The organism is Sphingomonas sp. BL-S-05, from assembly GCF_055521695.1.
Genome location: NZ_CM145499.1, coordinates 1,863,875 through 1,885,768 on the forward strand (window position 1 = coordinate 1,863,875; position 21,894 = coordinate 1,885,768).

Genomic DNA, 21,894 nt, shown 5'->3' on the forward strand with positions numbered 1-21,894 from the left:
TTTCGCGTGAAGAACGACCAGAAGAATTTCCTGCTGTTCGCGGTACTGGCCGCACTGGTGCTGTTCGGCTGGCCGTACATCGCCAACCACTTCTTTCCAGCCGCCAATCCGCCGGTGACGAAGCTGGAGGACGGCAAGAGCAAGCCCGTCGCCAATCCCGCAACGGACCCCGCCGCCGATACCGCGAACGCGATTCGCGACCGGGCGGTGGTCCTGCGCGAAACCCCACGTATCGCGATCGAAACGCCCAGCGTGCGGGGATCGATCAACCTGCGCGGCGGCCGCATCGACGACCTCGTGCTGGTGAAGCACAAGGAAACGATCGACGCCAATTCGCCGCCGGTGCGGCTGCTCTCCCCGTCGGGCACCGCCGACGCCTATTTCGCGCAATTCGGCTGGAGCGGCACCGGCGTGTCGGCACCGCCCGCGGATGCGCTATGGACCGCGAGCGGCACGAAGCTGACCCCGCAGGCCCCGGTCACGCTGTCGACCACCGTCGGCACGCAGCGGTATCAGATGCAGATTTCGGTCGATGACGGCTATATGTTCACCGTCCGCCAGAGCGTCGCCAATGCCGGACCGCAGCCGATCCAGGTCGCGACCTATGGCCTGCTCAGCCGCCGCGGCGCGCCGGTCGACAAGGACACCATGACGATCCAGGTCGGCCCGGTCTACGAAGCGGGCAACGGCGTGAAGTTTGACGTCGATTACAAGGACATCGACGAAGCGCCCGAGGCGTTCAACACCAAGGGCGGCTGGCTCGGCTTCACCGACCATTACTGGATGACCGCGCTCATCCCCGATCAGGGCGTACAGCACACGCTGACGCTGAAGGGCGGCGACCAGCGGCATCAGGCGGACTATCGTTCGCCGACGCTGACCGCGCTCGCGCCGGGACAGGCGCTGACGCAGAGCGTGCGCTTCTTCGCCGGCGCCAAGGAGAACAAGCTGCTCAACGCCTATGAGGAACAGGGCGTGCCCTATTTCTCGCGCGCGATCGACTGGGGCTGGTTCCGCATCGTCGAGGAGCCGATCTTCGTCTATCTCGACTGGCTGTTCCGTCTGGTCGGCAATTTCGGCGTCGCGATCATCCTGCTGACCGTCACGATCCGCGGGCTGATGTTCCCGATCGCCCAGCGCCAGTTCGCGTCGATGGCGGCGATGCGCGCCATCCAGCCGAAGCTGAAGGCGTTGCAGGAGCGGTACAAGGACGACAAGCCGCAGCTGCAGCAGAAGATGATGCAGCTGTACAAGGAGGAAAAGGTCAATCCGGTCGCCGGCTGTCTGCCGACGCTGATCCAGATTCCGATCTTCTACGCGCTGTACAAGGTGCTGTTGCTGACCATCGAAATGCGGCACCAGCCGTTCGTCGGCTGGATTAAGGATCTGTCGGCGCCCGATCCGGCGACGATCCTCAACCTGTTCGGCTATCTCGATTTCACCCCGCCGCACTTCCTCGCGATCGGCATCGTGCCGGTGCTGCTCGGCATCTCGATGTACTTCCAGTTCAAGCTGAACCCGGCGCCGATGGACGACATGCAGAAGCAGGTCTTCGGCCTGATGCCATGGGTGCTGATGTTCATCATGGCGCCGTTCGCGGTCGGGCTGCAGGTTTACTGGATCACGTCGAACCTGCTGACGATCGCCCAGCAGCAGCTGCTCTATTCGCGGCATCCGGCACTCAAACAGGCCGCCGCGAAGTGAACGACCTGCCACCCCCGCCGCCGGGCGACGACCGCTTCGATCCCGAACAGATCGAAGCGGCGCGCAAGATCTTCGCGGGGCCGATCCAGTTCCTGAAGTCCGCGCCGTCGCTCGAGCATCTCCCCGCGCCGGACGTGCCGGAGATCGCCTTTGCCGGGCGGTCGAACGTCGGCAAGTCGTCGCTGCTCAACGCGCTGACCGGCCGCACGTCGCTGGCGCGGACGTCGGTCACGCCGGGGCGGACGCAGGAGCTGAACTTCTTCGACATCGGCACGCCGCTCAAATTGCGGCTGGTCGACATGCCCGGCTATGGCTTCGCCAAGGCGCCCAAGGACATGGTCCGCAAATGGCGCTATCTGGTGAACGACTATCTGCGCGGACGACAGGTGCTGAAGCGCACGCTGGTGCTGATCGACTCGCGCCACGGCATCAAGGATGTCGATCGCGAGGTGTTCGAGATGCTCGACAAGGCGGCGACCAGCTATCGCATCGTCCTGACCAAGACCGACAAGATCAAGGCGACCGAGCTCGACGACGTCTATGCCGCGGTCGGGGAGGAAGTCCGCAAACGCCCCGCCGCGCACCCCGACGTCATCTCGACCTCCAGCGAAAAGGGCATGGGCATCGCCGAGCTGCGCGCGGCGGTGATCGAATCGATCGGCTGACGAAAAAGGCTTTGTATCCCCGCGCAGGCGGAGATCCAGGGTAATAAAGCGCTACGTGCGTGGCTCTGGATCCCCGCCTTCGCGGGGATACCGCACGCCACGTCACCCCTGCCGCGACGCGAACAACCCCGCCCCCAGCGCCACCGCGCCGACCGACAGCGCACAGGCGACCACCATCAACACCCCGTCGCGCACCAGCAGCGCGATGCCGAACGCCATGATCGCCGCCATCGGCGCGGTACTGGCAAAGGGCAGTAGTTCGAGCGGCGGCACGGTCAGACACAGCAGGATCACCGCGACGCCGGCGACCTTGACCATCGGCCCCTTGGTCAGCGCCGGCAGACGGCCGTGGAACCACTTGTCCATCCGCTTCGCGATCGGCCGCGTCTTGTCGGCGACCTTGACCAGCTTCTCCCCCTTCAATCCACGATTGGCGAGGATTCCCGGCAGCCACAGATGTTCGCGCCCGAACACCAACTGCACCGCCAGCAGGATCATCACCGCCGCCATCGCCGTCGGCAGCCCCGGAATGCCGCCGACCGGCGAGATGTCGATCATCGGAAAGATGATGAAGAATGGACCATAGGCGCGCTGGCCGAGCGCCTCGAGCATGTCGCCCAGCTTCGCCTTGTCGTCGCCGGCCTGTTCGCCCAGTTCCTGCAACCGGTCGAGCACCTCGCCGACGCTGTGCGGATCACCGCGTTTGTCGTTATCCGCCATGGCATTGGCAACGGATTGTTTCGGTCGCGGTTCCAATGGCTCGACACACCGGGACCGACGTGGCACGACCGGCCCCATGCTGAAGCTCATCATCGGGAACAAGGCCTATTCCTCCTGGTCGCTGCGCGGCTGGCTGGCGGCCAAGCTGTCGGGCCTGTCGTTCGAGGAGGTCGTCGTGCCGCTGTACGACGCCGACTGGGACAAGCGCCGCGAGGGCGACGAGTTCGCGCCGTCGTCGGGCTCGGTCCCGATCCTGTGGGACGGCGACGAAATCGTCGTGTGGGACAGCCTGGCGATCGTCGAATATCTCAACGAGAAATCGGGCGGCGAGAAATTCTGGCCCGCCGATCCGGCGGCGCGCGCCATGGCGCGGTCGATGGCGGCGGAGATGCATTCGGGCTTCGCGCCGCTGCGCCGCAAGCACAGCATGAACGTCCGGCAGGTCTATGACCCGATCCAGCCCGACGAGGACGTGCTGGCGGACCTGTCGCGCATCTACGAGCTATGGGCGCAGGCGCGGGCGCGCTTCGGCCATGGCGGCGATTTCCTGTTCGGTGAATTCGGCGCGGCCGACATCATGTTCGCGCCGGTGGCGACGCGGATCGTCACCTATTCGCTGCCCTGCCCGCGCTTCGCGATGGGGTACATCATCACCCTCATCAACCATCCGTGGATGCAGGACTGGATCGCCGCCGCGCAGGAAGAGGAATGGGTGCTGGAACAATATGAGCAGCCGGTGAAGTAACTCCCCCCCGGCACGGGGAGGAGTTACGCCAGGAACGCCGCGATCGCGTCGCCGAGTTCCTTCTTCACCACCGCGCTCATATGATTGCCCGGCGTTTCGACCAGCCGGGCATCGGGCAGCAGCTCGGCGAGCGCGCGATGGCTGCCATTGTCGTCGTCCTCTTCGCCCGCGAGCACGAGCACCGGCTGGGCAATGCCGGCGAGTTCCGCGCGCGAGGTATCGACGAAGGTGTCGAGGATACCGAGCAACGCCACCGGATCGCCGCCGGTGGTCTTCAGAAACGCCTCGGCCATCCACTCGCTCGACCCGCGTTCGAAACTGCCGAGATTGGTCAGGATGCGGCGGAAATGCGCCGCACGCCGCCCGGTATCGAGCAGTCCTTCCAGCCCCATGCCGCTCAGCACCAGCCGGCCCGGCGTCGCCCCCATCGTCACCATCCGCACCGACGTCCGCGCGCCGAGCGAATAGCCGCCCAGATCATAGTCGGTCAGGCCGAGATGCTCGATCAGCGCCATCCCGTCCTTCGCCAGCGCGTCGGGCGGATAGGCGGCGGCGTCGTGCGGCCGGGCACTCAGTCCATGCGCGCGCAGATCGGGCAGAATGACCCGACGCCCCAGCGCCGCGACCTTCGCCGCATGGCCATATTTGATCCAGTTGGTCTGCGCATCGCTGAAATAGCCATGGATCAGCACCACCGGTCGCCCCGCGCCCAATTCGGTCCAGCCAATCTCGACCCCGTCGAAACTGGCGAAGCGGTGGGTCGTGGGTTCAGGATGGGCCAAGTGCGTTCTTCCAGCGTTCGATGGTCGGTGGGTGTTCGTCCGCGCGATATTCGGGCAGGCCACGCGTGTCGAGCCATTGCGCATGCCAACTCTCGACCCCGAAATGATGGTGCGGCCGGAACCGCGCCGGTTCGTCGAAACTGCCGATCGTCAGGTCGATATTGTCGCCATCGGGAAATTCGAAGCTGAGCGGCGTCCCGCAGTCGCGACAGAAGCCACGCCTGGCGATCGGCGACGATGCATAGAGATCGGGACGACGGTCCCACGCCACATCGCGCTTGGCGACGTTCTTGAACGCGATCGAAACGCCGCCGGTCGCGCGCTGGCACATGCGGCAATGGCACAGATACGCCTCGTCATCGCGAATCGTGACCGTATAGCGGACCCGCCCGCACTGACACCCGCCCGACACCACTTCGGCCATGCGACGTCCTTTCGTTGCCAATCCACAAACCGGGCGACCCGGCACCGGTTCCCGCCGCGATCCATAGCGCGTCGGACCCATCCGAATTAGCCGCTTCACCTGTCCCCCGAAGCAGGATAGTAACTCACGCAACAAAAGAACAACGGGGAGGATGCCGGCCTGACCGGAGACCAACGCCATCGCCCCCGCCCTGCCCCATAGCGCCGTTCCGCACAGCCGGTCCGAAGACGTCTATGCCATCATCGTCGGGTGCGTGATGATCGCGCTCGGGCTGGCGCTGCTGCGGGCGGCGGGGCTGGTGACCGGCGGCATCGCCGGGGTCGCGCTGCTGGTATCCTATCTCGTGCCGCTGCCGACCGGCGTGTTGTTCACGCTCATCAACATCCCGTTCTTCCTGTTCGCGAAGCGGGCGATGGGGACGCGGTTCATGCTGCGCACGATCGCCGTCAATGCCGGCATCGCACTGTTCTCGACCATGGCGCGCTACGGCTTCCGCATCGTCGAGGTGCACCCCGCCTTTGCCGCGATCGCCGGTGGGACCGTCATCGGCATGGGCATCCTCGCGCTCGCACGTCACGACGCGGGTGTCGGCGGCACCGGGGTCGTGACGCTATGGTTGCAACGGACTCGCGGCTGGAATGCCGGGCGGACCCAGATCGCGATCGACCTCGGCATTCTTGCGGCATCGTTCGCGGTGGTGGCACCGGTGCAGGTGGCCTGGTCGGCGCTCAGCGCCGCGGCGATCAGCGGCATCCTGATCGCCTGGCACCGGCCGGGACGCTATACCGGTTACTGACGGTTACGCGCTCAGCACCGCCCCGCCATGATCGCGCAACATCGCCGCCGCACGTTCGGTGGCGGTGCGAATGTCATCGGAGAGCGATTTTACCTCGCGGGCGACCACCGCAAAGCCGGTGCCCGCTTCCCCCGCCCGCGCCGCTTCAATCGCGGCGTTCAGCGCGACCAGTCGCGTCTGCGCGGTGATGTCGCCGATCGACGCGACGATGCCGGCCAGCTGCGTCATCGCCGATTGCAGCGCTTCCTTCTGCCCCTCCAGCGCGGTGCGGAAGCGGTTGCCCTCTTCCAGACGCGCCTGCACCTCATGCTCCAGCGCAATCTGCCGGGTCATGTCGGTCGCGATCTTGACGATCTTCGACGGGCGCCCCTGCTCGTCTAGCACCGGGTTATAGGTCGCCTGCAACCATACGTCGCGCCCATGCCGGTCGATCCGCCGGTATAGCCCGCCCTCGAACGCACCCCCGGCCAGTTTCCGCCAAAGCGCGGCATAGGCCGGCGAGATGCCGTCGGCGGGCGTGCAGAAGATGCGATGGTGCCGGCCGACGATCTCGGCCAGCCCATATCCCATCGTGTCGAGGAACGTGTCGTTCGCCCACCGGATCGTTCCGTCTAGCGCGAACTCGATCACCGCCTGCGAACGGCAGATCGCTTCCCATGCACCTTGATGCACGGCATCGTCGCGGACGGGTCCCGTATCCATGCGCAAAATGTAGCGTGGACTGGTTAACGACCCTTTAGGACATGACCGCCTTTTGTGACGAACTATGTCCGCCTGCGGACCGTCAGTCCTTTTTCAGGTGCCGGCGTCCCAGCAATTCCGCAATCTGCACCGCGTTCAGCGCCGCACCCTTGCGCAGATTGTCGGACACGCACCACAGGGCCAGCCCGTTCTCGACGGTCGAATCCTCGCGCACGCGGCTGACATAGGTGGCGAAGTCGCCGACGCATTCGATCGGCGTCGCGTATCCGCCGTCCTCGCGCTTGTCGACCAGCATGATGCCCGGCGCCTCGCGCAGGATCTTCTGCGCATCTTCGGCCGACAGTTCGTTTTCCATCTCGATATTGATGGCTTCGGAGTGACCTACGAACACCGGCACGCGGACACAGGTCGCGACGACCTTGATCTTGGGATCGAGGATCTTCTTGGTCTCGACCACCATCTTCCACTCTTCCTTGGTCGACCCGTCGTCGAGGAAGCTGTCGATGTGCGGGATCACGTTGAACGCGATCTGCTTGGTGAACTTCTTCGGGTCCGCCGAGTCACCGACGAAGATGTTGCGGCTCTGTTCGAACAGCTCGTCCATGCCCGCCTTGCCCGCGCCGGACACCGATTGATAGGTGGCGACGACGACGCGCGTGATCGTCGCGGCATCGTGCAGCGGCTTGAGCGCGACGACCATCTGCGCGGTCGAGCAATTGGGGTTGGCGATGATGTTGCGCGCCTTGTACCCGTCGATCGCCTCCGGGTTCACTTCGGGCACGATCAGCGGCACGTCGGGGTCCATGCGGTACAGCGACGAATTGTCGATAACGGTGCAGCCGGCGGCGGCGAATTTCGGCGCATAGACCTTGGTCGCTTCGCTGCCGATCGCGAACAGCGCCATGTCCCATCCGGTGGGATCGAAATGCTCGATATTCTGAATCTTGTACTGCTTGCCGGTCTCGCCGAAATCGGCCATCTCGCCCGCCGAGCGCGACGATGCCAGCACCGCCAGATCGTCGATCGGAAATTCGCGCTCGGCCAGGATGTTCAGCATTTCGCGACCGACATTGCCGGTCGCCCCGGCGACGACTACCCGATAACCCACTCGACTTCTCCGCGATCAAATCTTGCGCGCGGCATACCGGTTTTGCACCTTTTGTAAAGTCACGCTGCCGCCAGCGTTGGCCCCGGCAGCACCTCCACCGGCCCGCGTGGGTGGCGGAAGGGCTGTCGCTGCCAGTAAGCGAGGCTGCGCCACGTCCATTCGAGCGGTCCCATCGCGAAAAACCGCGCCCAGACAAGCGCCGCAACGGCACTGACGACGATCACGCCGGTCGCAATGGCGAACTGCGCGGCATGGCCGTAACGGCCCCACAGATTGAAGCCATAGGGCGCGAACAGGATATGCAGCCCGATAATCTGTTCGAGGAAATAGACCGAGAATGCCATCCGCCCGACCGTCTTGAACGGTGCCAGCACCCGCGCGCCCGTGGCGGATTTCATCGCGAGATTGACCAGCGCGACATGGCCGATGCTGACCGCGATCCGGGCAGCTTCCTCGGTGATCCAGATCGTCTTGGCCGTCGGCAGGAAGGGCAGCACCTCCGTCACGCCAATGGCACGGGCGGTGATGCCGAACCCATAAGCGGCAAGGGTCAGCCCGAGATAGAAGCGCGCGCTTCGACCGCCCTGAATGACCCGCCATTTCCATAGCGCGATGCCGATCAGCATCATGCAGAACGCCTCGACAACGGCGATGGCGATGAACCCCTTGCCGACCATGAACTTCATCCAGCCATTCCAGCCGAAACTGGCATAGGGCAGCCAGCCGCCGGCATGCGCCTTGCGCTCGTTGACCAGATCCTTCGCCATCTTCTCGTTCGGCTGGCGCTTGGCGAGTTTCTGGTTCCATTCGGCCAGCGCCTTGGCGTCGTCCTTCGCGACCGGACGGCCGGCCGCCTTCGCCGCCTCGGCACGCTCGACCTTCGCCTCCATCGCCAGCCGGGGGATATATTCCATGGTGCCGCCGACCGCCGTGAACAGCGCGAACAGGCTGCCGATCGCGACCAGCGCCTTCGGCCCCAACAGGCGGAACGGGAACAGGAACAGCGACGCCAGCGCATAGATCGTCAAAATGTCGCCGACCCACAGCACGACGAACACGTTGACCAGTCCGAAGAACAACAACCACAAGGTCCGGCGGTAGAAGAGATCGGCGACCGCGACCGGCCCGTCGGGACGCATCGCCCGCGCGGTCAGTACCATGAAGCCGGCACCGAACAGCAATTCGAGCGTGCCGCGCTGCGTCCCCTCGAGGAAGATGAAGACGAAGCTCCATGCGAACTTGTCGATGGGCGTCCAGCCGATCCAGCGCGGATCGGCGAACAGCTTGGTGATCGGCGACGCCTGCGACACGATGTTCATGTAGTAGATGGCGAGGATGGCCAATCCGCGCAGGACGTCCAGCACCTCGATCCGCGCCCGCCCGGTGACCGGCGCGATCCCGCCGACTGCTTCCGCCATCGCCCGACTCCCCCAAGTCCTCGCCCACGAGGCTAGGCTTGGCAAAAGTCGGGCGTCAATACTCCGTTTAGAGGTTACTTTTCGACGACTTGCCGGTCGAGAAAGTCGAGGATCGTCTTCCACAGATGTTCGCTGATGCCGGGCCCGCCGACCCGGTGCGTCTGCCCCGGATACAGCATCAATTCGAACGGCGTCGCGCTCTTCTGCATCGCCGCCATCATCGCCGTCGAATGTTCGAGGACGACGTTATCGTCGGCCATGCCGTGGATCAGCAGCAGCGGATCCTTGATCTTCGCCGCATCGGGCACCGTCGCCGACGCGGTATAGGCATCGCCCACGACGCGCGGATCGCCCATATAGCGCTCGGTATAATGGGTGTCGTACAGCTCCCAGCGCGACACCGGCGCGCCGGACACGCCCGCGGCGAACACCCCCGGCGCCTTTTCCAGCATTTTCAGCGTCATATAGCCGCCATAGGACCAGCCATAGGTCGCGATCTTGTCCGGCGCGACGAACGGCAGCGTCTTCAGATAGTTCGCCCCGGCGATCTGGTCGTCGACCTCGACCGTTCCCATCGCCTGGTGAATCTGATCCTCGAACGCCTTGCCGCGTTCGGGCGATCCGCGGTTGTCGATCTCGAACCAGATCCAGCCACGATCGACCAGATATTGCCGGAGCGCCCCGCCCCACGCACGCTTCACCACCTGGCTGCCGGGGCCACCGTAATGCGAGAAGAACACGGGGTAGCGCTTGCCCGGCTCCAGCTTCGGCGTGATCATGTTCCAGTAGAGCGTCGAACCGTCCGCCGCCTTGATCGTCCCGAACTCGGTCGGGCGGTGGCTGGCGACATAGGGCGAATAGGGGTGGTCGCCGGTCAGGGCATTCTCGTTGATCCATGCGATCCGCTTGGCGGCGGTATCGGCCAGATAGGTCTGCGCCGGCTGGTCGGGGTTGGACCGCGACACGATCAGCCGCGACGCCTTTCCATCCATCGACGCGCTGTACGACCACCCCCGCTTGGTCAGCCGGCTGATGGCATTGGGCCGGTTCAGATCGACGCGGTACAGCTGCCGCTCCAGCACATCGTCCTTGTTGGCGAGGAAATAGATGCGCCCCTTCGCCTCATCGACCCCGGCCAGATCGGACACCATCCATTTGCCGCTGGTCAGCTGCGTCCACTTGCCGCCTTTCCAGCGGTAGAGATGCGCATAGCCGTCGCGTTCCGACGACCAGATCAGGCTGCCATCCTTCATCGCGTGATAGGCGTTGGACAGGTTGACCCAGCTTTTCGGCCCGCTCTCTTCGCTGAACAGGACGGTCGCCGCCCCCGTCGCCGGATCGACGCGGAGCATGTCGAGCCTCGTCTGTGACCGGTTCTGCCGCTGGACCAGCAGCGCCTTCCCATCGGGCGTCCAGTCGACCCGCGCCAGATAGATGTCGGGATCGGGGCCTAGATCGACCTTCACCTTGTTCGACCCATCGGGCTTCATGACGTACAGTTCGACCAACACGTTGGCCGTACCCGCCTTCGGGTAGCGCTGCTGATAGATGCTGGTTCCCTCGGCCCCGATCGCCGATCGCGTGACGATGCCGACCGGCGCCTCGTCGAAGCGTTCGACCGCGATCAAGCGGTCGTCGGGCGACCACCAATAGCCGGTGCGCCGGTCCATTTCCTCCTGCGCGACGAACTCCGCCTCGCCGAAATGGACGGTATCCTTGCCCTCGGTCGTGACCGGCGTCTCCTGGCCCGTCTTCAGGTCGAGCGTCACCAGATTCTGGTCGCGCACGAAGCTGACATAGCGCCCCTCGGGGCTGACCACCGGGTTCAGCTCACCGCTCTCGCTGTTGGTCAGCCGCCGGACATTGCCGTCGATCGACGCCAGATACAGGTCGCCGTCCAACGGCACGAGGATCGACTTGCCATCGGGCGCCCAGTCATAGGCGAGGATGCCGCGCTTGCCGGTCAGCGACCGGTCGCGCTCGCGCTGCATCTTCTCCGCCTCGGACAGCGCGGCGCCGGTGCCGACCTTCTTCGAATCGACCAGCATCCGCCATTCGCGGCTGGTCGTGTCCATCGCCCACAGGTCGAACCGCTCGCGTTCGTCGGCGCGGTTGCGTAGCAGCGTCACATATTTGCCGTCGGGCGACAGCCGCAGATTCTGCGGCGCCGTCCCGTTCAGATCGGGGCTGGCAAAGACGCGTTCGAGCGTCAGATCCCCTGCCTTCACCGCCTCGCTCGCCGCTACCGGCGCTGCCGGTTCACTCGCCATGCCGGCCTGACCCAATGCCAGCAACGCCGCACCCATCAACCATTTGACCATATTGCCCCATAAGTCCTGCGGTGAAACCGCGCCGATCGTAACAACGGTTATCGTCGGACTGGGGGCGGAGGTAAATGGCGGAGTTTGTAGGAGCGGAACCTCGGGTCGTCCCTCCGTCGCTCCCGCGCAGCCCGCTGCAAAACGCCTGTGCCTATCCGTGCCCCCGCGAAGGCGGGGGCCCAGGGCGACACGCGCAAGCCTTGGTTTCGCCGGGCTCTGGACCCCCGCCTTCGCGGGGGTACGGTGGGTTCGGGGTTAAGCAAAGAATTTCGCAGACGCCCCCCATGCGGGAATGACGCACAACCTCCCCCTACATTGTCTCGCCCGGATCGACGCCCCACAACCGCGCCTGTTCGACATAGCCGCCGCGCCCGCGCACGTCGAAGAAGCACCACGCGCCGTTGCACCGCGACAGCCGCCCGACCACGCCCGGCGCCGCGCGCCACACCACCGCCGCGCCCGATTGCGGCGACGCGCGCAGTTCGATCACCTCGCGCCCGACGAACGCGGTGCGCCGGTCGCTCAGCAACCCGACCTGCAACCATCCGCGCGTGCCGTCGGGGTCCTCGACCCGGCGCCAGTCCTGATAGATGTCGACGACCTTGATCGGCAGGTCGGCGCGGCGATACACCCATTGCGTCGGATAATTCTTGCCGGGGCCGCTGCGCATCCGCGCCTCGCCCGCCGCGATCGACGCATAATAAGGCGGCTTGCGGCGCTGCGCCTCCGCCGATCCGGTCGCCAGCACCACCAGCATCGACGCGACCGCGATCGATTGCCTTGCGAAGCGCATGTTATCGTCCCCTTTTGTCCGAACCCTGCCTGTATCGGCAACGACACCATGCCCGCAAGCCGTTGACGCAGGTTCGCCCAAGCGCCAATCCGGTAACCATGAACGGTACCGCGCCCCCGCCCCGCCATCCGCGAGTCCAGGTGACGCGACGTCTGCCGGCGGCGACCGAGGGGAGGATGGCGACGCTGTTCGACACGGTGTTCAGCCCCGACGACCATGCCTTTACCCGCGACGAACTCGCCGCCGCCATGGCCGATTGCGACGTCTTCGTCCCCGCCGTCACCGACGTCATCGACGCCGCGCTGATCGACGCCGCGCCCGACCGCCTGCGCCTGATCGCCAATTACGGCGCGGGCGTGAACCATATCGACCTGAAGGCCGCCCGCGCCCGCCGCATCATCGTCACCAACACGCCGGGCGTCCTGACCGAAGATACCGCCGACATGGTCATGGCGCTGATCCTCGCCGTGCCGCGCCGGCTGGCCGAAGGGGAAAAGCTGGTCCGATCGGGCGAATGGAAGGGGTGGAGCCCCGGCGGGATGCTGGGCCACCGCATCGGCGGCAAGGCGCTGGGCATCATCGGCATGGGCCGTATCGGACAGGCCGTCGCCCGCCGCGCCCGTGCCTTCGGCCTGTCAATCCACTACCACAACCGCCACCGCCTGCCCGAGGTGGTCGAGGCCGAACTCGGCGCGACATGGCATGCCGATCTCGACGCGATGCTGGGGCAGATCGACCTGCTGACCATCCACACCCCGCGCAACGCCGACAGCGAGAACCTCCTCGATGCCCGCCGCATCGCCCGCCTGCGCCGCCACGTCTATCTCATCAACGCCTCGCGCGGCGGGATCGTCGACGAAGAGGCGCTGGTCGACGCACTGGAGGGCGGGCGGCTGGCCGGTGCCGGCTTGGACGTCTGGGCGCATGAACCGGCGATCGACCCCCGCCTGCTGGCGCTGCCCAATGTCGTGATGACCCCGCATATGGGATCGGCGACGCTGGAAGGCCGCGTGGCGATGGGGGAGAAGGTGATCACCAACATCCGCGTCTGGGCGGACGGGCATCGCCCACCGGATCAGGTGTTGGAGGGGTTGCGGTAGGGTGAGTGGTCGCAGGACCGCTTTCGCCCAGGAGCGGACATTCAGGTCAAGAAATGCCGCCTAAGAGCATCGATGAAGTGGCTGTAATCGATATGGGCTCCGGGAAAGGCGAATTGCTCAAACACTGGCGCGAGTTGCTCTCTGTCCCATTTCGCTGATTGGGATAGAATGGCGAGCATCTGCTGCTGGTTGTGCGCGTCCCAAGCCTCAAACCGAGGCCTAACCCAGTCTGTCACGATCTGGTCGAGTCCTTCATCGGAGGAAGGATCATACTGCGCAAGAATGTCTGCGTCAGAATCCGACAAGCCATTCACATCAACGTCGCTCAGCCAAACCCCAAGGTCATCAGGTTCCCATCTCATTGCAGCCGTTTCTCAGTTCTAATATCCACTTTCCACCAAGTCAGGCCATTCCATACTTCCCTACTCCGCGCGTGCCTGCCACGATCACCACCAGTCCCTGTCGGACCCGCGCTCTTTGACACCGCCGCCCCACACAGCACGCAACCACGTCGCAAGTGTGAACTTAGTGAACTTTGGTCGAAAACCCTAAGCCTTCAGACCACTTAGCCATTCCGCAATCATCGCCTGCCCGGCGCGCACCGCCGCCGGTCCCAGCGTCCGGTACTCCTCGGTCAACTCGCCGCGATGGTTCGGGCAGTCGAGATAATCCAACCACGCCTCGAACCGCGCATCCTCGCCCATCTCGGCATGGAATTGCAGCGCCAGCAGGTTGGCACCCCGCCGGAACCCCTGCCGATAGCGCGCGGTCGTCGCCAGCAACTCGGTCCCTTCGGGCAGGTCGAACGTGTCGCCATGCCAGTGCAACACCGGCACCCCGGCGACATGGCGCAGCGGCGACTGTTCATCGGCAAGGTCGATCGGCGCAAACCCGATCTCGCATCCGCCGTCGCCCTTGTAGACGCTGGCCCCCAACGCCGCCGCCATCATCTGCGCGCCCAGACAGATGCCCAGCGTCGGCCGGTCCGCCGCCAGCCGCCGCGACAGCGCCGCGATCTCGCCCGGGATCCACGGGTGGTCGGCGACGTCATACACTCCCATCGGCCCGCCCATCACGATCAGCAGGTCGGGCGCGGTCAGGTCGGCGGTGGCGAAGGCGGGATCGGTCACGTCGATCCGGTCGATGACGTAGCCCGCCGCCTCCACCGGCGCACGATATCCGGCACAGCCTTCATAGGGAACGTGGCGAACGATCAACGCGGACTTCATGGGCGCAGTCTATCGCGACGCAGGTTAATGGCACCTGTAATGTTTCTTTGTGTTGCAATGGGACGGGTTTGGAACCCCGGCGGTGCAAAACCATTGGCGGCCCTGTGTGTACAACAGGAGTAACCCCATGAAAAAGATCGCGACTATCGTCCTCGCCCTCGCCGCCGGCAGCTCGCTGGCCGCCTGTTCGACGTTGCGCGGCGGCGCGATCGGCGCGGCGGGCGGCGCCGGCATCGCGGCGGCGACCGGCGGCAATGTCGAAAAGGGCGCGGCCGTGGGTGGCGTCGGCGGTGCGGTGGTCGGCACCGTCGCCGACGACTGATCGGGATCGACCGGGGCGGCACGCGCTGCCCCGGTCAGCTCTCAAGCAACCGGACCCGTTGCAGATCCTTGGGTCGGCCGAACGCCGTCAGCATCGCGATCAGTTCAGCGCGGTCGGGGGTCGGCACGGCAAGACCGCCGACCTCGACGAACACCCGCGATCGCGGCCAGACCGGTTGCCAGCCCGCCGCCCCGCATAGTTCGAAACCGGCCATGAACTCGACATCGACCCCGCCGACCGGCAGCGAGGCGTAAAAGGCCGAGCGGAACAGCGCATTGCCCGCCCCGCCCTTGCGCACCAGACCGGGCACGTCCGCGACCAACGGCACGTCGCGCATCGCCAGCAGCACGTCGACATCGTCGACCGCGAGCCGCTCCGTCGCATGCAGCGCCACGGCGGCGCCAGCAATCACCCACCATGGCTCCTGCGCCTGCCGCAACAGGCGATCGACCACGGCCAGCGCAGCGACGTGATCGCCCGACAGCCGCATCAATCCCCGGTCAGGATCCGATCGACCAACTGCTTCACGCTCGGCACGAACCCGTTCGAATAGAAGGGATCGCGCTTGAAGTTGTACGCGGCATGCCCTGCGAACATCAGATTCTGGTCGGTCGGCCCGCCATGGGCGATGTCCTGCAACGTCTTCTGGATGCAGAAGCTGCGCGGATCGGCCAGCCGTCCGGTCGAGTTGGTCTCGCTATCGGCCCAGCTCGAAAAGCTGCACTGCGACAGGCAGCCCATGCAATCCGCCTGATCCTTGCGGATGATGCCCTTTTCCTCCGGCGTCACGAACACCAGCGTGTTGTCCGGCGTCTTCAGCGCGTCGGTGAAGCCTAGGCCGAACCATTCGCGGGCGCGCAGCAGGTCGCCCTGCGTCACCCAGAAATTCTTGCCCTTCACCCCGACGTCGAGCTGGAAGACATGGTCGCCCGCTTGCTGCGTCGAGAAGGCGATCTGCCGCTCCGAACGCGCTTCGAGGTTGCGCAGGAACGGGTTGCGGACGGCGGACGAATAGAAGCCGGTCGGGCTGAACCGGTGCAACAGCACCTCGCCCTCCTCGATCTCCATCAGCTTCGCCTTCCATTCTTCGGGAATCGGGCTTTCCTGCGTCAGCAGCGGGCGGGTGCCGAACTGGAACGCGATCTTGCCCAGCTCGGGATTGTCGATCCAGTCGTTCCAGTCGCGCAGATACCAGACGCCACCGGCCATCACGATCGGCACGTCGTCGGAGATGCCGCCCTCGCGCATCGTCGCGCGCAGGTCGCGAACGCGCGGATAGGGGTCCTGCGGCTCCAGCGGATTCTCGGCATTCGACAGGCCGTTATGCCCGCCCGCCAGCCACGGGTCCTCATAGACCACCGCCGCCAGCCATTCCGCCGCCTTCGAATAGGCACGCTTCCACAACGCACGGAACGCCCGGCCCGACGACACGATCGGCAGATAGCTGACGCCATAGGAGGCGGTGATCTCGGACAGCTTGTACGGCATGCCCGCGCCGCAGGTCACGCCCGACACCAGCCCGCGGGTCCGCTCCAGCACGCCGTGCAGGATGCGCTGCGCCCCGCCCATTTCCCACAGGACGTTGATGTTGATCGCGCCCTTGCCGCCGGCGATCTCCCACGCGCGCCGCACCTGCTGCACCGCGCCCTCGATCGCATATTCGATCAGTTCCTCATGGCGTTCGCGGCGGGTCAGCGCCTTGTACACCTGCGGGATGATCTTGCCCTCGGCATCATAGCTGTCGGCATTGACCGCGGAGACGGTGCCGATCCCGCCCGCCGCCGCCCAGGCACCCGCCGAGGCGTGGTTCGTCGCGGCAACGCCCTTGCCCCCTTCGATCAGCGGCCAGACTTCGCGGCCGTTATAGACGATGGGCGACAGACCTTTGAACAACATGACCTCCAGCGGGAACTTCGGTGCGGGACGGACTGAACCGACGATCGCATCGAAGCGTCATTAATCGCAGCCGACGCCGAACGCGAGCAAATTGCGAGCACCGCGCGGTGCCGGACCCCCGAGACGGTGATGCCCAGCAATCCTGCCGTTACCCCAACGCCCCCGGCCGCCCGATCGCGCGTTCGTACAGCGCCTTGTAACTGGCGATCATCGTCGTCTCGTCGAACTCGGCATAGGCCTTGGCGCGGTTGCTTTCGCCGACATAATGGCTCGCCGCCGGATCGACCGCCAGCATCTGCAGCCGGTCGCGCAGATGCACTTCCATCCGGTCGATGCCCATATACGGCCGGTTCGGCTCCGAAACCATCCTGCCGATATCGCCCAGCGGCGGCGCGACGACCGGCAGCCCTGCCGCCATCGCCTCCATCACCGAAATCGGCTGCTGCTCGCTCTTCGACGACAGCGCGAAGATGTCGAACAGCCCCATGTACCGCCACGCTTCGGGCAGGAAGCCGGGCAGGTGAACGCGGTCGTCGATGCCCATCGCCTCGGCGGCGTCGAGGATATTCTGCCGCTCCGGCCCCTCGCCGACGATCACCAGCCGCACCTTGACCGAAATCCCACCGACCGAACGCACCAGCAGCGGCAGGTCCTTCACCTCGCGCAGCCCAGCGACGCAGCCGATCACGACCTCGCCCGGCTTGCGGCGGAAACCGGGGATCGCGTCGGGCGCGCACCCTTGCGCGAACCGCGCGACCGGTACGCCGTTGCCGATCAGGTGCAGCCGGCTATCGGGCTGTTTCCACACCGTCCGCGCCACGTCCAGCAACCGCTCCGACGGCACGACCAGCGCTTCGGCGGCGCCCAGCGCGAAGCGGCGATACAGGTTGCGCACCGGGTTCAGCCGGGTGGCCTCGTCCTCGTTGAAGCCGTCCTCGTGGTGGACAATCGGCGGTGCGCCCTTGGCGAACACCCGCCGCGCCATCACCCCGTCGATCGCGCCCCAGTTATAGGTCAGCACCAGATCGAAGCGGCGCATATATTTCGCGATCGCCTCGAACCGCGCGACCGACGGCTTGCCGGTCAGCGGCGGCGGATTCTGCGCGATCTCGTAGCGGATATGCTTGCCGATCGCCGCCTGCGCCTCGGTCCGTTCGGGCACGCCCGACACGATCGTGTGAACGGCGTTCGATCCCCATGCGTGCATCAGCCGGATCGCCCGCGCCTCCTTGCCGCCATAGGCGAAGGAGGAATGGAGGTGCAGGATGCGGACCGGCGCGCTCACGCCCCCGCCACCCGCGCCAGCAACCGGTCGATCGCCGCCGCCGCCTGCGGTTCGGTCAGGGTCGGAGCATGGCCGACCTGATCGACGGTCGCAAGCTCGGCCGTGTCGATACGCGCCGCCATCGCCGCCGCGACCTGCGCCGGAAGGATATCGGACAGTTCGCCGCGAACGATCGCCACCGGCTTGCCGGCCAGTGCTTCATAGGCGCGCCACATGTCCGGTCCCGCCTCGTTCCCCGGCACACGGAACGGCTCGGCGATCTTCATGTCATAGTCGAGGATGATCCGGCCCGCCGAATTCAGGCGATGCACCCGCTTGGCCATGTGCAGCCAGTCCTGCACCTCATAGCCGGGATAGACGTCGCTATTCGCTTCGGCGACGACCCGCGCCGCGTGCATCCAGGTCGGGTGGCTGACCTGTTTGCCGACATAGCCGCGAATGCGCCCCAATCCGACCGGATCGAGTTCCGGCCCGACATCGTTGAGCATCGCCGCCGCGATCCGGTCGCGATCGGTCGCCGCCAGCAACATGGTCAGGATGCCGCCCAGCGAGGTGCCGAATGCGACGACCTGCGGCAATTCCAGCTGGTTCAGCAGCGCCTCGACATCCTGCAGATAGACCAGCGGCACATAGGTCATCGGATCGCGGGCATAGCCGCTTTCCCCGCGCCCGCGCATCTCGGGAACGATCAGCCGCCATTGTCCGGCAAGCCGGTCGGCGACATCCTCCCAATCGCGCGCATTGCGGGTCAGCCCGTGCAGGCACAGGATCGCCGGCCGGTCGTCCCGCCCCGCATAGTCGCGATAATGCAGCCGGAGGCCGTCGTTCGACCACCAATAGCCATCGGTGAAGCGTTGCTTGTCGGATAGCGCCATCGCCCCCCATATCGCCGCATGGCCGAAAACCCGCAACCCGCTCGCTATCGCCCCCGCACCGATATTCTGGCGCTGGGCGAACCGTTCTACGATGCCGTGACCCCGGCGGCGTTTCCCGAACATATCCTGCGGTTCAGGAACGACCGGGCGGCGGTGGAGATCGGGATCGTCCCCATCGACCGTACCCCCGCGCAGGCGGGGGTCCAGAGCCCGGCAGAACCACCGGCAGCGATCGAAACCCTGGATCCCCGCCTTCGCGGGGATACGGGAGGGGGTGTTCTAACCCTTTCCAACGACGCCTGGCTCGACCATTTCGGCCGCTTCGCTCCCCTGCCCGGCAGCATCCCGCAGCCATTGGCGCTGCGCTATCACGGCCATCAGTTCCAGTCCTACAACCCCGATATCGGCGACGGCCGCGGCTTCCTGTTCGCGCAGGCGACGGACCAGCGCGACCGCCTGCTCGATCTCGGGACCAAGGGGTCGGGGCAGACCCCGTACAGCCGTTTCGGCGACGGTCGCCTGACGCTGAAAGGCGGCGTGCGCGAGGTGCTGGCGACCGAGATGCTGGAGGCGCTGCACGTCCCCACCTCGCGCAGCTTCTCGCTGATCGAGACCGGCGAGGAACTGGTGCGCGGCGACGAGCCCTCGCCGACCCGCTCGGCGGTGCTGGTCCGGCTGAACCATAGCCATGTCCGCATCGGCACCTTTCAGCGGCTCGCCTATGAACGCGACGCGGATGCCATGCACCGGCTGGTCGATTATGTGCTGACCCGCCTGCACGGCCGCACGCCGGGTAGCGCCCCGGCGATCGAATTGTTCGATGAGGTCGTCGGCCGCGTCGCCACGCTTGCCGCGCACTTCATGGCGGCGGGATTCGTGCACGGGGTGCTCAACACCGACAATATCAACGTCACCGGTGAGAGCTTCGATTACGGCCCGTGGCGGTTCGCCCCGATCTGGGACGCGGGCTTCACCGCCGCCTATTTCGACCATCAGGGCCTCTACGCCTTCGGCCGCCAACCCGACGCGATGCACTGGAACGTCATGCAACTGGCGGTCGCGCTGCGCACCATCGTCGAGGCACCGCCGCTGATCGAGGTGCTGGAGACCTTCCCCGAACGCTATGCAGCGGCGGCGGCGGAAGCGATGCTGTGGCGGCTCGGCGTTGCCCCGCGCGATCCGGCCACCGATCGCGCGCTGGCAGATGCGGTCACTGCCGCGCTTGCGGCGTCGCAGATGCCGATCGACCTTTTCTTCTTCGACGCATTCGGCGGCTGGCTACCCGAAGGCGACGCATGGACCGCGTTCGAAGCGGTCCGCGCGCTGCTGTCCGATTATCGCCCGCGCAGCGACCGCAGCCACCCCTATTGGTCCGATGCGGCACCCTGTTCGATGCTGATCGGCGAAGTCGAGCAAATCTGGGCCGCCATCGCCGAACGCGACGATTGGACGCTGTTCAATGACAAGGTCGCCGCCATCCGTCGCATGGGACAGGCCCTTGCCTGACCTCGACCGATCGTAGCAGACAACTGGCATCGTCGCGCGATCTGGTCCAAGGATGCGCGCACATCAGGAGGCGGATACGACTACGCATGGCCGAACTTGTCTCGACCGAACCCGCAACCGGCGCGACTCTGTGGCGTGCCCCTCTCGGCGATGCTGATACCGAAGTCGCCACCGCCCGCGCCGGCTGGGCCGGCTGGGCATCGCGCTCGCTCGCCTACCGGATCGAGGCGATGCGCCGCTTCGCCAATGTCGTGCGCAGCCGTGCCGAAGCCTTTGCCGACGTCATCGCCCGCGAAACCGGCAAGCCGTTGTGGGAAGCGCGGACCGAGGTCGAAACCGTCATCGCCAAGGTCGAAATCTCGATCACTTCCTATGGCGAACGCACCAGCCAGCGCCGGCTGGAATCACAGGCAAGCTCGCGCATGGCGCTCCGCCACAAACCGCATGGCGTGCTGGCGGTGCTCGGCCCCTATAATTTTCCGGCACATCTGCCCAACGGCCACATCGTCCCGGCGCTGATCGCGGGCAATGCAGTGGTATTCAAACCCTCCGAAAAGACCCCGGCCAGCGGTGCGTTCCTCGTCGATTGCTACCGCGCCGGCGGCGTCCCCGACGATTGCGTCAGGCTGTTGATCGGTGGACCCGAACAGGGCCGGGCGCTTGCCGGTCATCCCGATATCGACGGCCTGCTTTTCACCGGATCGGCGCGCACCGGCATCGCGCTCAACCGCCAGTTCGCCGAGACGCCCGAAAAGATCCTCGCGCTGGAAATGGGTGGCAACAACCCGATCATCGTCTGGAGCGCGCCCGACCTTTATGCCGCCGCCGTGCTGGTGGTGCAGTCGGCCTTCACCTCCGCCGGACAGCGCTGTACCGCCGCGCGTCGGCTGATCGTCGAACGACGGCTGGCCGAACCGCTGCTCGCCGAAATCAACCGGCTATGCGAGCGGCTGATTATTGCCGAACCCCATGCCGATCCCGCACCGTTCATGGGCCCCGTCATCGACAACGAGGCCGCCGACCAGCTCACTGAAAGCTTCCTGTCGCTGACCTCGCGCGGCGGGCGTCCGCTGCGCTTCCTGCAGCGGCTGGTCGAAGGGCGCCCGTTCCTGACCCCCGGCATCATCGACATGTCGGATACTGCCGAGCGTAGCGATATCGAACTGTTCGGCCCCGTCCTGCAGATATTCCGCGTCGACAGCTTCGAAGATGCCATCGCCGAGGCAAATAACACCCGTTACGGGTTGTCGGCGTCGCTGATCTCGTCCGATCCGCAACTGTACGACGGCTTCTGGGCGAATATCCGCGCGGGCATCGTCAACTGGAACCGCCCGACCAACGGCGCATCCTCGGCGGCGCCGTTCGGCGGCATCGGCTGGTCGGGCAATCATCGCCCCTCCGCCTATTACGCCGCCGACTATTGTGCTTATCCGGTGGTCTCGGCCGAAGCGGAACAGGCACGCGCCTCAATCGGCATCGGCCTGCGCAACCAATAGCCCGCTA

General features: G+C 65.8%; 22 protein-coding genes. 8 read left to right on the forward strand and 14 right to left on the reverse strand.

Annotated elements, in window-relative coordinates; translation table 11 throughout:
* The first annotated feature begins 6 nt into the window (after window positions 1–6).
* Window positions 7–1,704, forward strand: coding sequence for a membrane protein insertase YidC (yidC, locus tag ACZ1JS_RS08710; RefSeq protein WP_465168568.1), 1,698 nt, complete (start codon window positions 7–9; stop codon window positions 1,702–1,704).
* A complete protein-coding gene (yihA, locus tag ACZ1JS_RS08715) occupies window positions 1,701–2,369 on the forward strand; it encodes a ribosome biogenesis GTP-binding protein YihA/YsxC (protein WP_465168569.1) in 669 nt (222 codons plus the stop codon). The genes yidC and yihA overlap by 4 nt, the downstream gene beginning before the upstream one ends.
* 102 nt (window positions 2,370–2,471) lie before the next feature.
* On the opposite strand, the gene ACZ1JS_RS08720 is transcribed toward yihA, so the two are convergent.
* On the reverse strand, window positions 2,472–3,089 hold the full coding sequence (locus ACZ1JS_RS08720; protein WP_465168570.1) for an exopolysaccharide biosynthesis protein: 618 nt from the start codon (window positions 3,087–3,089) through the stop codon (window positions 2,472–2,474).
* Between the two features lie 76 nt (window positions 3,090–3,165).
* On the opposite strand from ACZ1JS_RS08720, the gene ACZ1JS_RS08725 reads away from it, so the two are divergent.
* A complete protein-coding gene (locus ACZ1JS_RS08725; protein WP_465168571.1) occupies window positions 3,166–3,834 on the forward strand; it encodes a glutathione S-transferase family protein in 669 nt (222 codons plus the stop codon).
* 23 nt (window positions 3,835–3,857) lie between these two features.
* Here the strand turns inward: ACZ1JS_RS08725 and ACZ1JS_RS08730 are convergent, their stop codons facing one another.
* Window positions 3,858–4,616 carry an alpha/beta fold hydrolase gene (locus ACZ1JS_RS08730; RefSeq protein ID WP_465168572.1) on the reverse strand — a complete coding sequence of 253 codons (759 nt, stop codon included), beginning with the start codon at window positions 4,614–4,616 and terminating at the stop codon, window positions 3,858–3,860.
* On the reverse strand, window positions 4,603–5,040 hold the full coding sequence (locus tag ACZ1JS_RS08735) for a GFA family protein (protein ID WP_465168573.1): 438 nt from the start codon (window positions 5,038–5,040) through the stop codon (window positions 4,603–4,605). The genes ACZ1JS_RS08730 and ACZ1JS_RS08735 overlap by 14 nt, the downstream gene beginning before the upstream one ends.
* Window positions 5,041–5,296: 256 nt before the next feature.
* On the opposite strand from ACZ1JS_RS08735, the gene ACZ1JS_RS08740 reads away from it, so the two are divergent.
* The gene (locus tag ACZ1JS_RS08740) at window positions 5,297–5,836 is read left to right on the forward strand and encodes a YitT family protein (RefSeq protein ID WP_242116802.1); all 540 of its coding nucleotides are present in this window, start codon (window positions 5,297–5,299) and stop codon (window positions 5,834–5,836) included.
* 3 nt (window positions 5,837–5,839) lie between these two features.
* On the opposite strand, the gene ACZ1JS_RS08745 is transcribed toward ACZ1JS_RS08740, so the two are convergent.
* The 5 genes from ACZ1JS_RS08745 to ACZ1JS_RS08765 all read right to left on the reverse strand — a co-directional run bounded on the left by ACZ1JS_RS08745 (window position 5,840) and on the right by ACZ1JS_RS08765 (window position 12,178).
* Window positions 5,840–6,538: a PAS domain-containing protein gene (locus ACZ1JS_RS08745; protein ID WP_465168574.1), complete on the reverse strand. Its 699-nt coding sequence runs from the start codon at window positions 6,536–6,538 to the stop codon at window positions 5,840–5,842.
* Between the two features lie 82 nt (window positions 6,539–6,620).
* Window positions 6,621–7,646: an aspartate-semialdehyde dehydrogenase gene (locus tag ACZ1JS_RS08750; RefSeq protein ID WP_465168575.1), complete on the reverse strand. Its 1,026-nt coding sequence runs from the start codon at window positions 7,644–7,646 to the stop codon at window positions 6,621–6,623.
* A gap of 59 nt (window positions 7,647–7,705) precedes the next feature.
* The gene (locus ACZ1JS_RS08755) at window positions 7,706–9,064 is read right to left on the reverse strand and encodes a DUF418 domain-containing protein (RefSeq protein ID WP_465168576.1); all 1,359 of its coding nucleotides are present in this window, start codon (window positions 9,062–9,064) and stop codon (window positions 7,706–7,708) included.
* A gap of 74 nt (window positions 9,065–9,138) precedes the next feature.
* Entirely contained in the window at window positions 9,139–11,385 is a 2,247-nt protein-coding gene (locus tag ACZ1JS_RS08760; RefSeq protein WP_465168577.1) for a S9 family peptidase, read from the reverse strand.
* Window positions 11,386–11,695: 310 nt separating this feature from the next.
* Window positions 11,696–12,178 (reverse strand): SH3 domain-containing protein, encoded by a 483-nt coding sequence (locus ACZ1JS_RS08765; protein ID WP_242116567.1) that lies wholly within the window; start codon window positions 12,176–12,178, stop codon window positions 11,696–11,698.
* Window positions 12,179–12,276: 98 nt separating this feature from the next.
* Between ACZ1JS_RS08765 and ACZ1JS_RS08770 the strand changes: the two genes are divergently transcribed.
* Window positions 12,277–13,278 carry a 2-hydroxyacid dehydrogenase gene (locus tag ACZ1JS_RS08770; protein WP_345878336.1) on the forward strand — a complete coding sequence of 334 codons (1,002 nt, stop codon included), beginning with the start codon at window positions 12,277–12,279 and terminating at the stop codon, window positions 13,276–13,278.
* A 41-nt stretch (window positions 13,279–13,319) separates the two neighbouring features.
* Here ACZ1JS_RS08770 and ACZ1JS_RS08775 read toward each other — a convergent pair whose 3' ends face one another.
* Together ACZ1JS_RS08775 and ACZ1JS_RS08780 are read right to left on the reverse strand one after the other, a co-directional pair.
* A complete protein-coding gene (locus ACZ1JS_RS08775) occupies window positions 13,320–13,640 on the reverse strand; it encodes a hypothetical protein (RefSeq protein WP_465168578.1) in 321 nt (106 codons plus the stop codon).
* A gap of 186 nt (window positions 13,641–13,826) precedes the next feature.
* Complete coding sequence (locus tag ACZ1JS_RS08780; RefSeq protein ID WP_465168579.1) at window positions 13,827–14,507, reverse strand: glutamine amidotransferase-related protein; 681 nt, start codon at window positions 14,505–14,507, stop codon at window positions 13,827–13,829.
* Between the two features lie 127 nt (window positions 14,508–14,634).
* Here ACZ1JS_RS08780 and ACZ1JS_RS08785 point away from each other — a divergent pair, with 127 nt between their 5' ends.
* Window positions 14,635–14,829, forward strand: coding sequence for a hypothetical protein (locus ACZ1JS_RS08785; protein WP_440488262.1), 195 nt, complete (start codon window positions 14,635–14,637; stop codon window positions 14,827–14,829).
* A gap of 34 nt (window positions 14,830–14,863) precedes the next feature.
* Here the strand turns inward: ACZ1JS_RS08785 and ACZ1JS_RS08790 are convergent, their stop codons facing one another.
* The 4 genes from ACZ1JS_RS08790 to ACZ1JS_RS08805 form a co-directional block, all read right to left on the reverse strand.
* On the reverse strand, window positions 14,864–15,319 hold the full coding sequence (locus ACZ1JS_RS08790; RefSeq protein WP_465168580.1) for a hypothetical protein: 456 nt from the start codon (window positions 15,317–15,319) through the stop codon (window positions 14,864–14,866).
* Window positions 15,319–16,722, reverse strand: coding sequence for an NAD(P)H-dependent flavin oxidoreductase (locus ACZ1JS_RS08795; protein WP_465168665.1), 1,404 nt, complete (start codon window positions 16,720–16,722; stop codon window positions 15,319–15,321). Before ACZ1JS_RS08795 ends, ACZ1JS_RS08790 begins: the two co-directional genes overlap by 1 nt.
* A gap of 151 nt (window positions 16,723–16,873) precedes the next feature.
* Entirely contained in the window at window positions 16,874–18,010 is a 1,137-nt protein-coding gene (locus ACZ1JS_RS08800) for a glycosyltransferase (protein ID WP_465168581.1), read from the reverse strand.
* Window positions 18,007–18,885 (reverse strand): alpha/beta fold hydrolase, encoded by an 879-nt coding sequence (locus ACZ1JS_RS08805; RefSeq protein ID WP_465168582.1) that lies wholly within the window; start codon window positions 18,883–18,885, stop codon window positions 18,007–18,009. Before ACZ1JS_RS08805 ends, ACZ1JS_RS08800 begins: the two co-directional genes overlap by 4 nt.
* Window positions 18,886–18,903: 18 nt before the next feature.
* Between ACZ1JS_RS08805 and ACZ1JS_RS08810 the strand changes: the two genes are divergently transcribed.
* Window positions 18,904–20,391: a protein adenylyltransferase SelO family protein gene (locus ACZ1JS_RS08810; RefSeq protein WP_465168583.1), complete on the forward strand. Its 1,488-nt coding sequence runs from the start codon at window positions 18,904–18,906 to the stop codon at window positions 20,389–20,391.
* 86 nt (window positions 20,392–20,477) lie between these two features.
* On the forward strand, window positions 20,478–21,887 hold the full coding sequence (gene astD / locus ACZ1JS_RS08815; RefSeq protein WP_465168584.1) for a succinylglutamate-semialdehyde dehydrogenase: 1,410 nt from the start codon (window positions 20,478–20,480) through the stop codon (window positions 21,885–21,887).
* Window positions 21,888–21,894 lie beyond the last annotated feature (7 nt).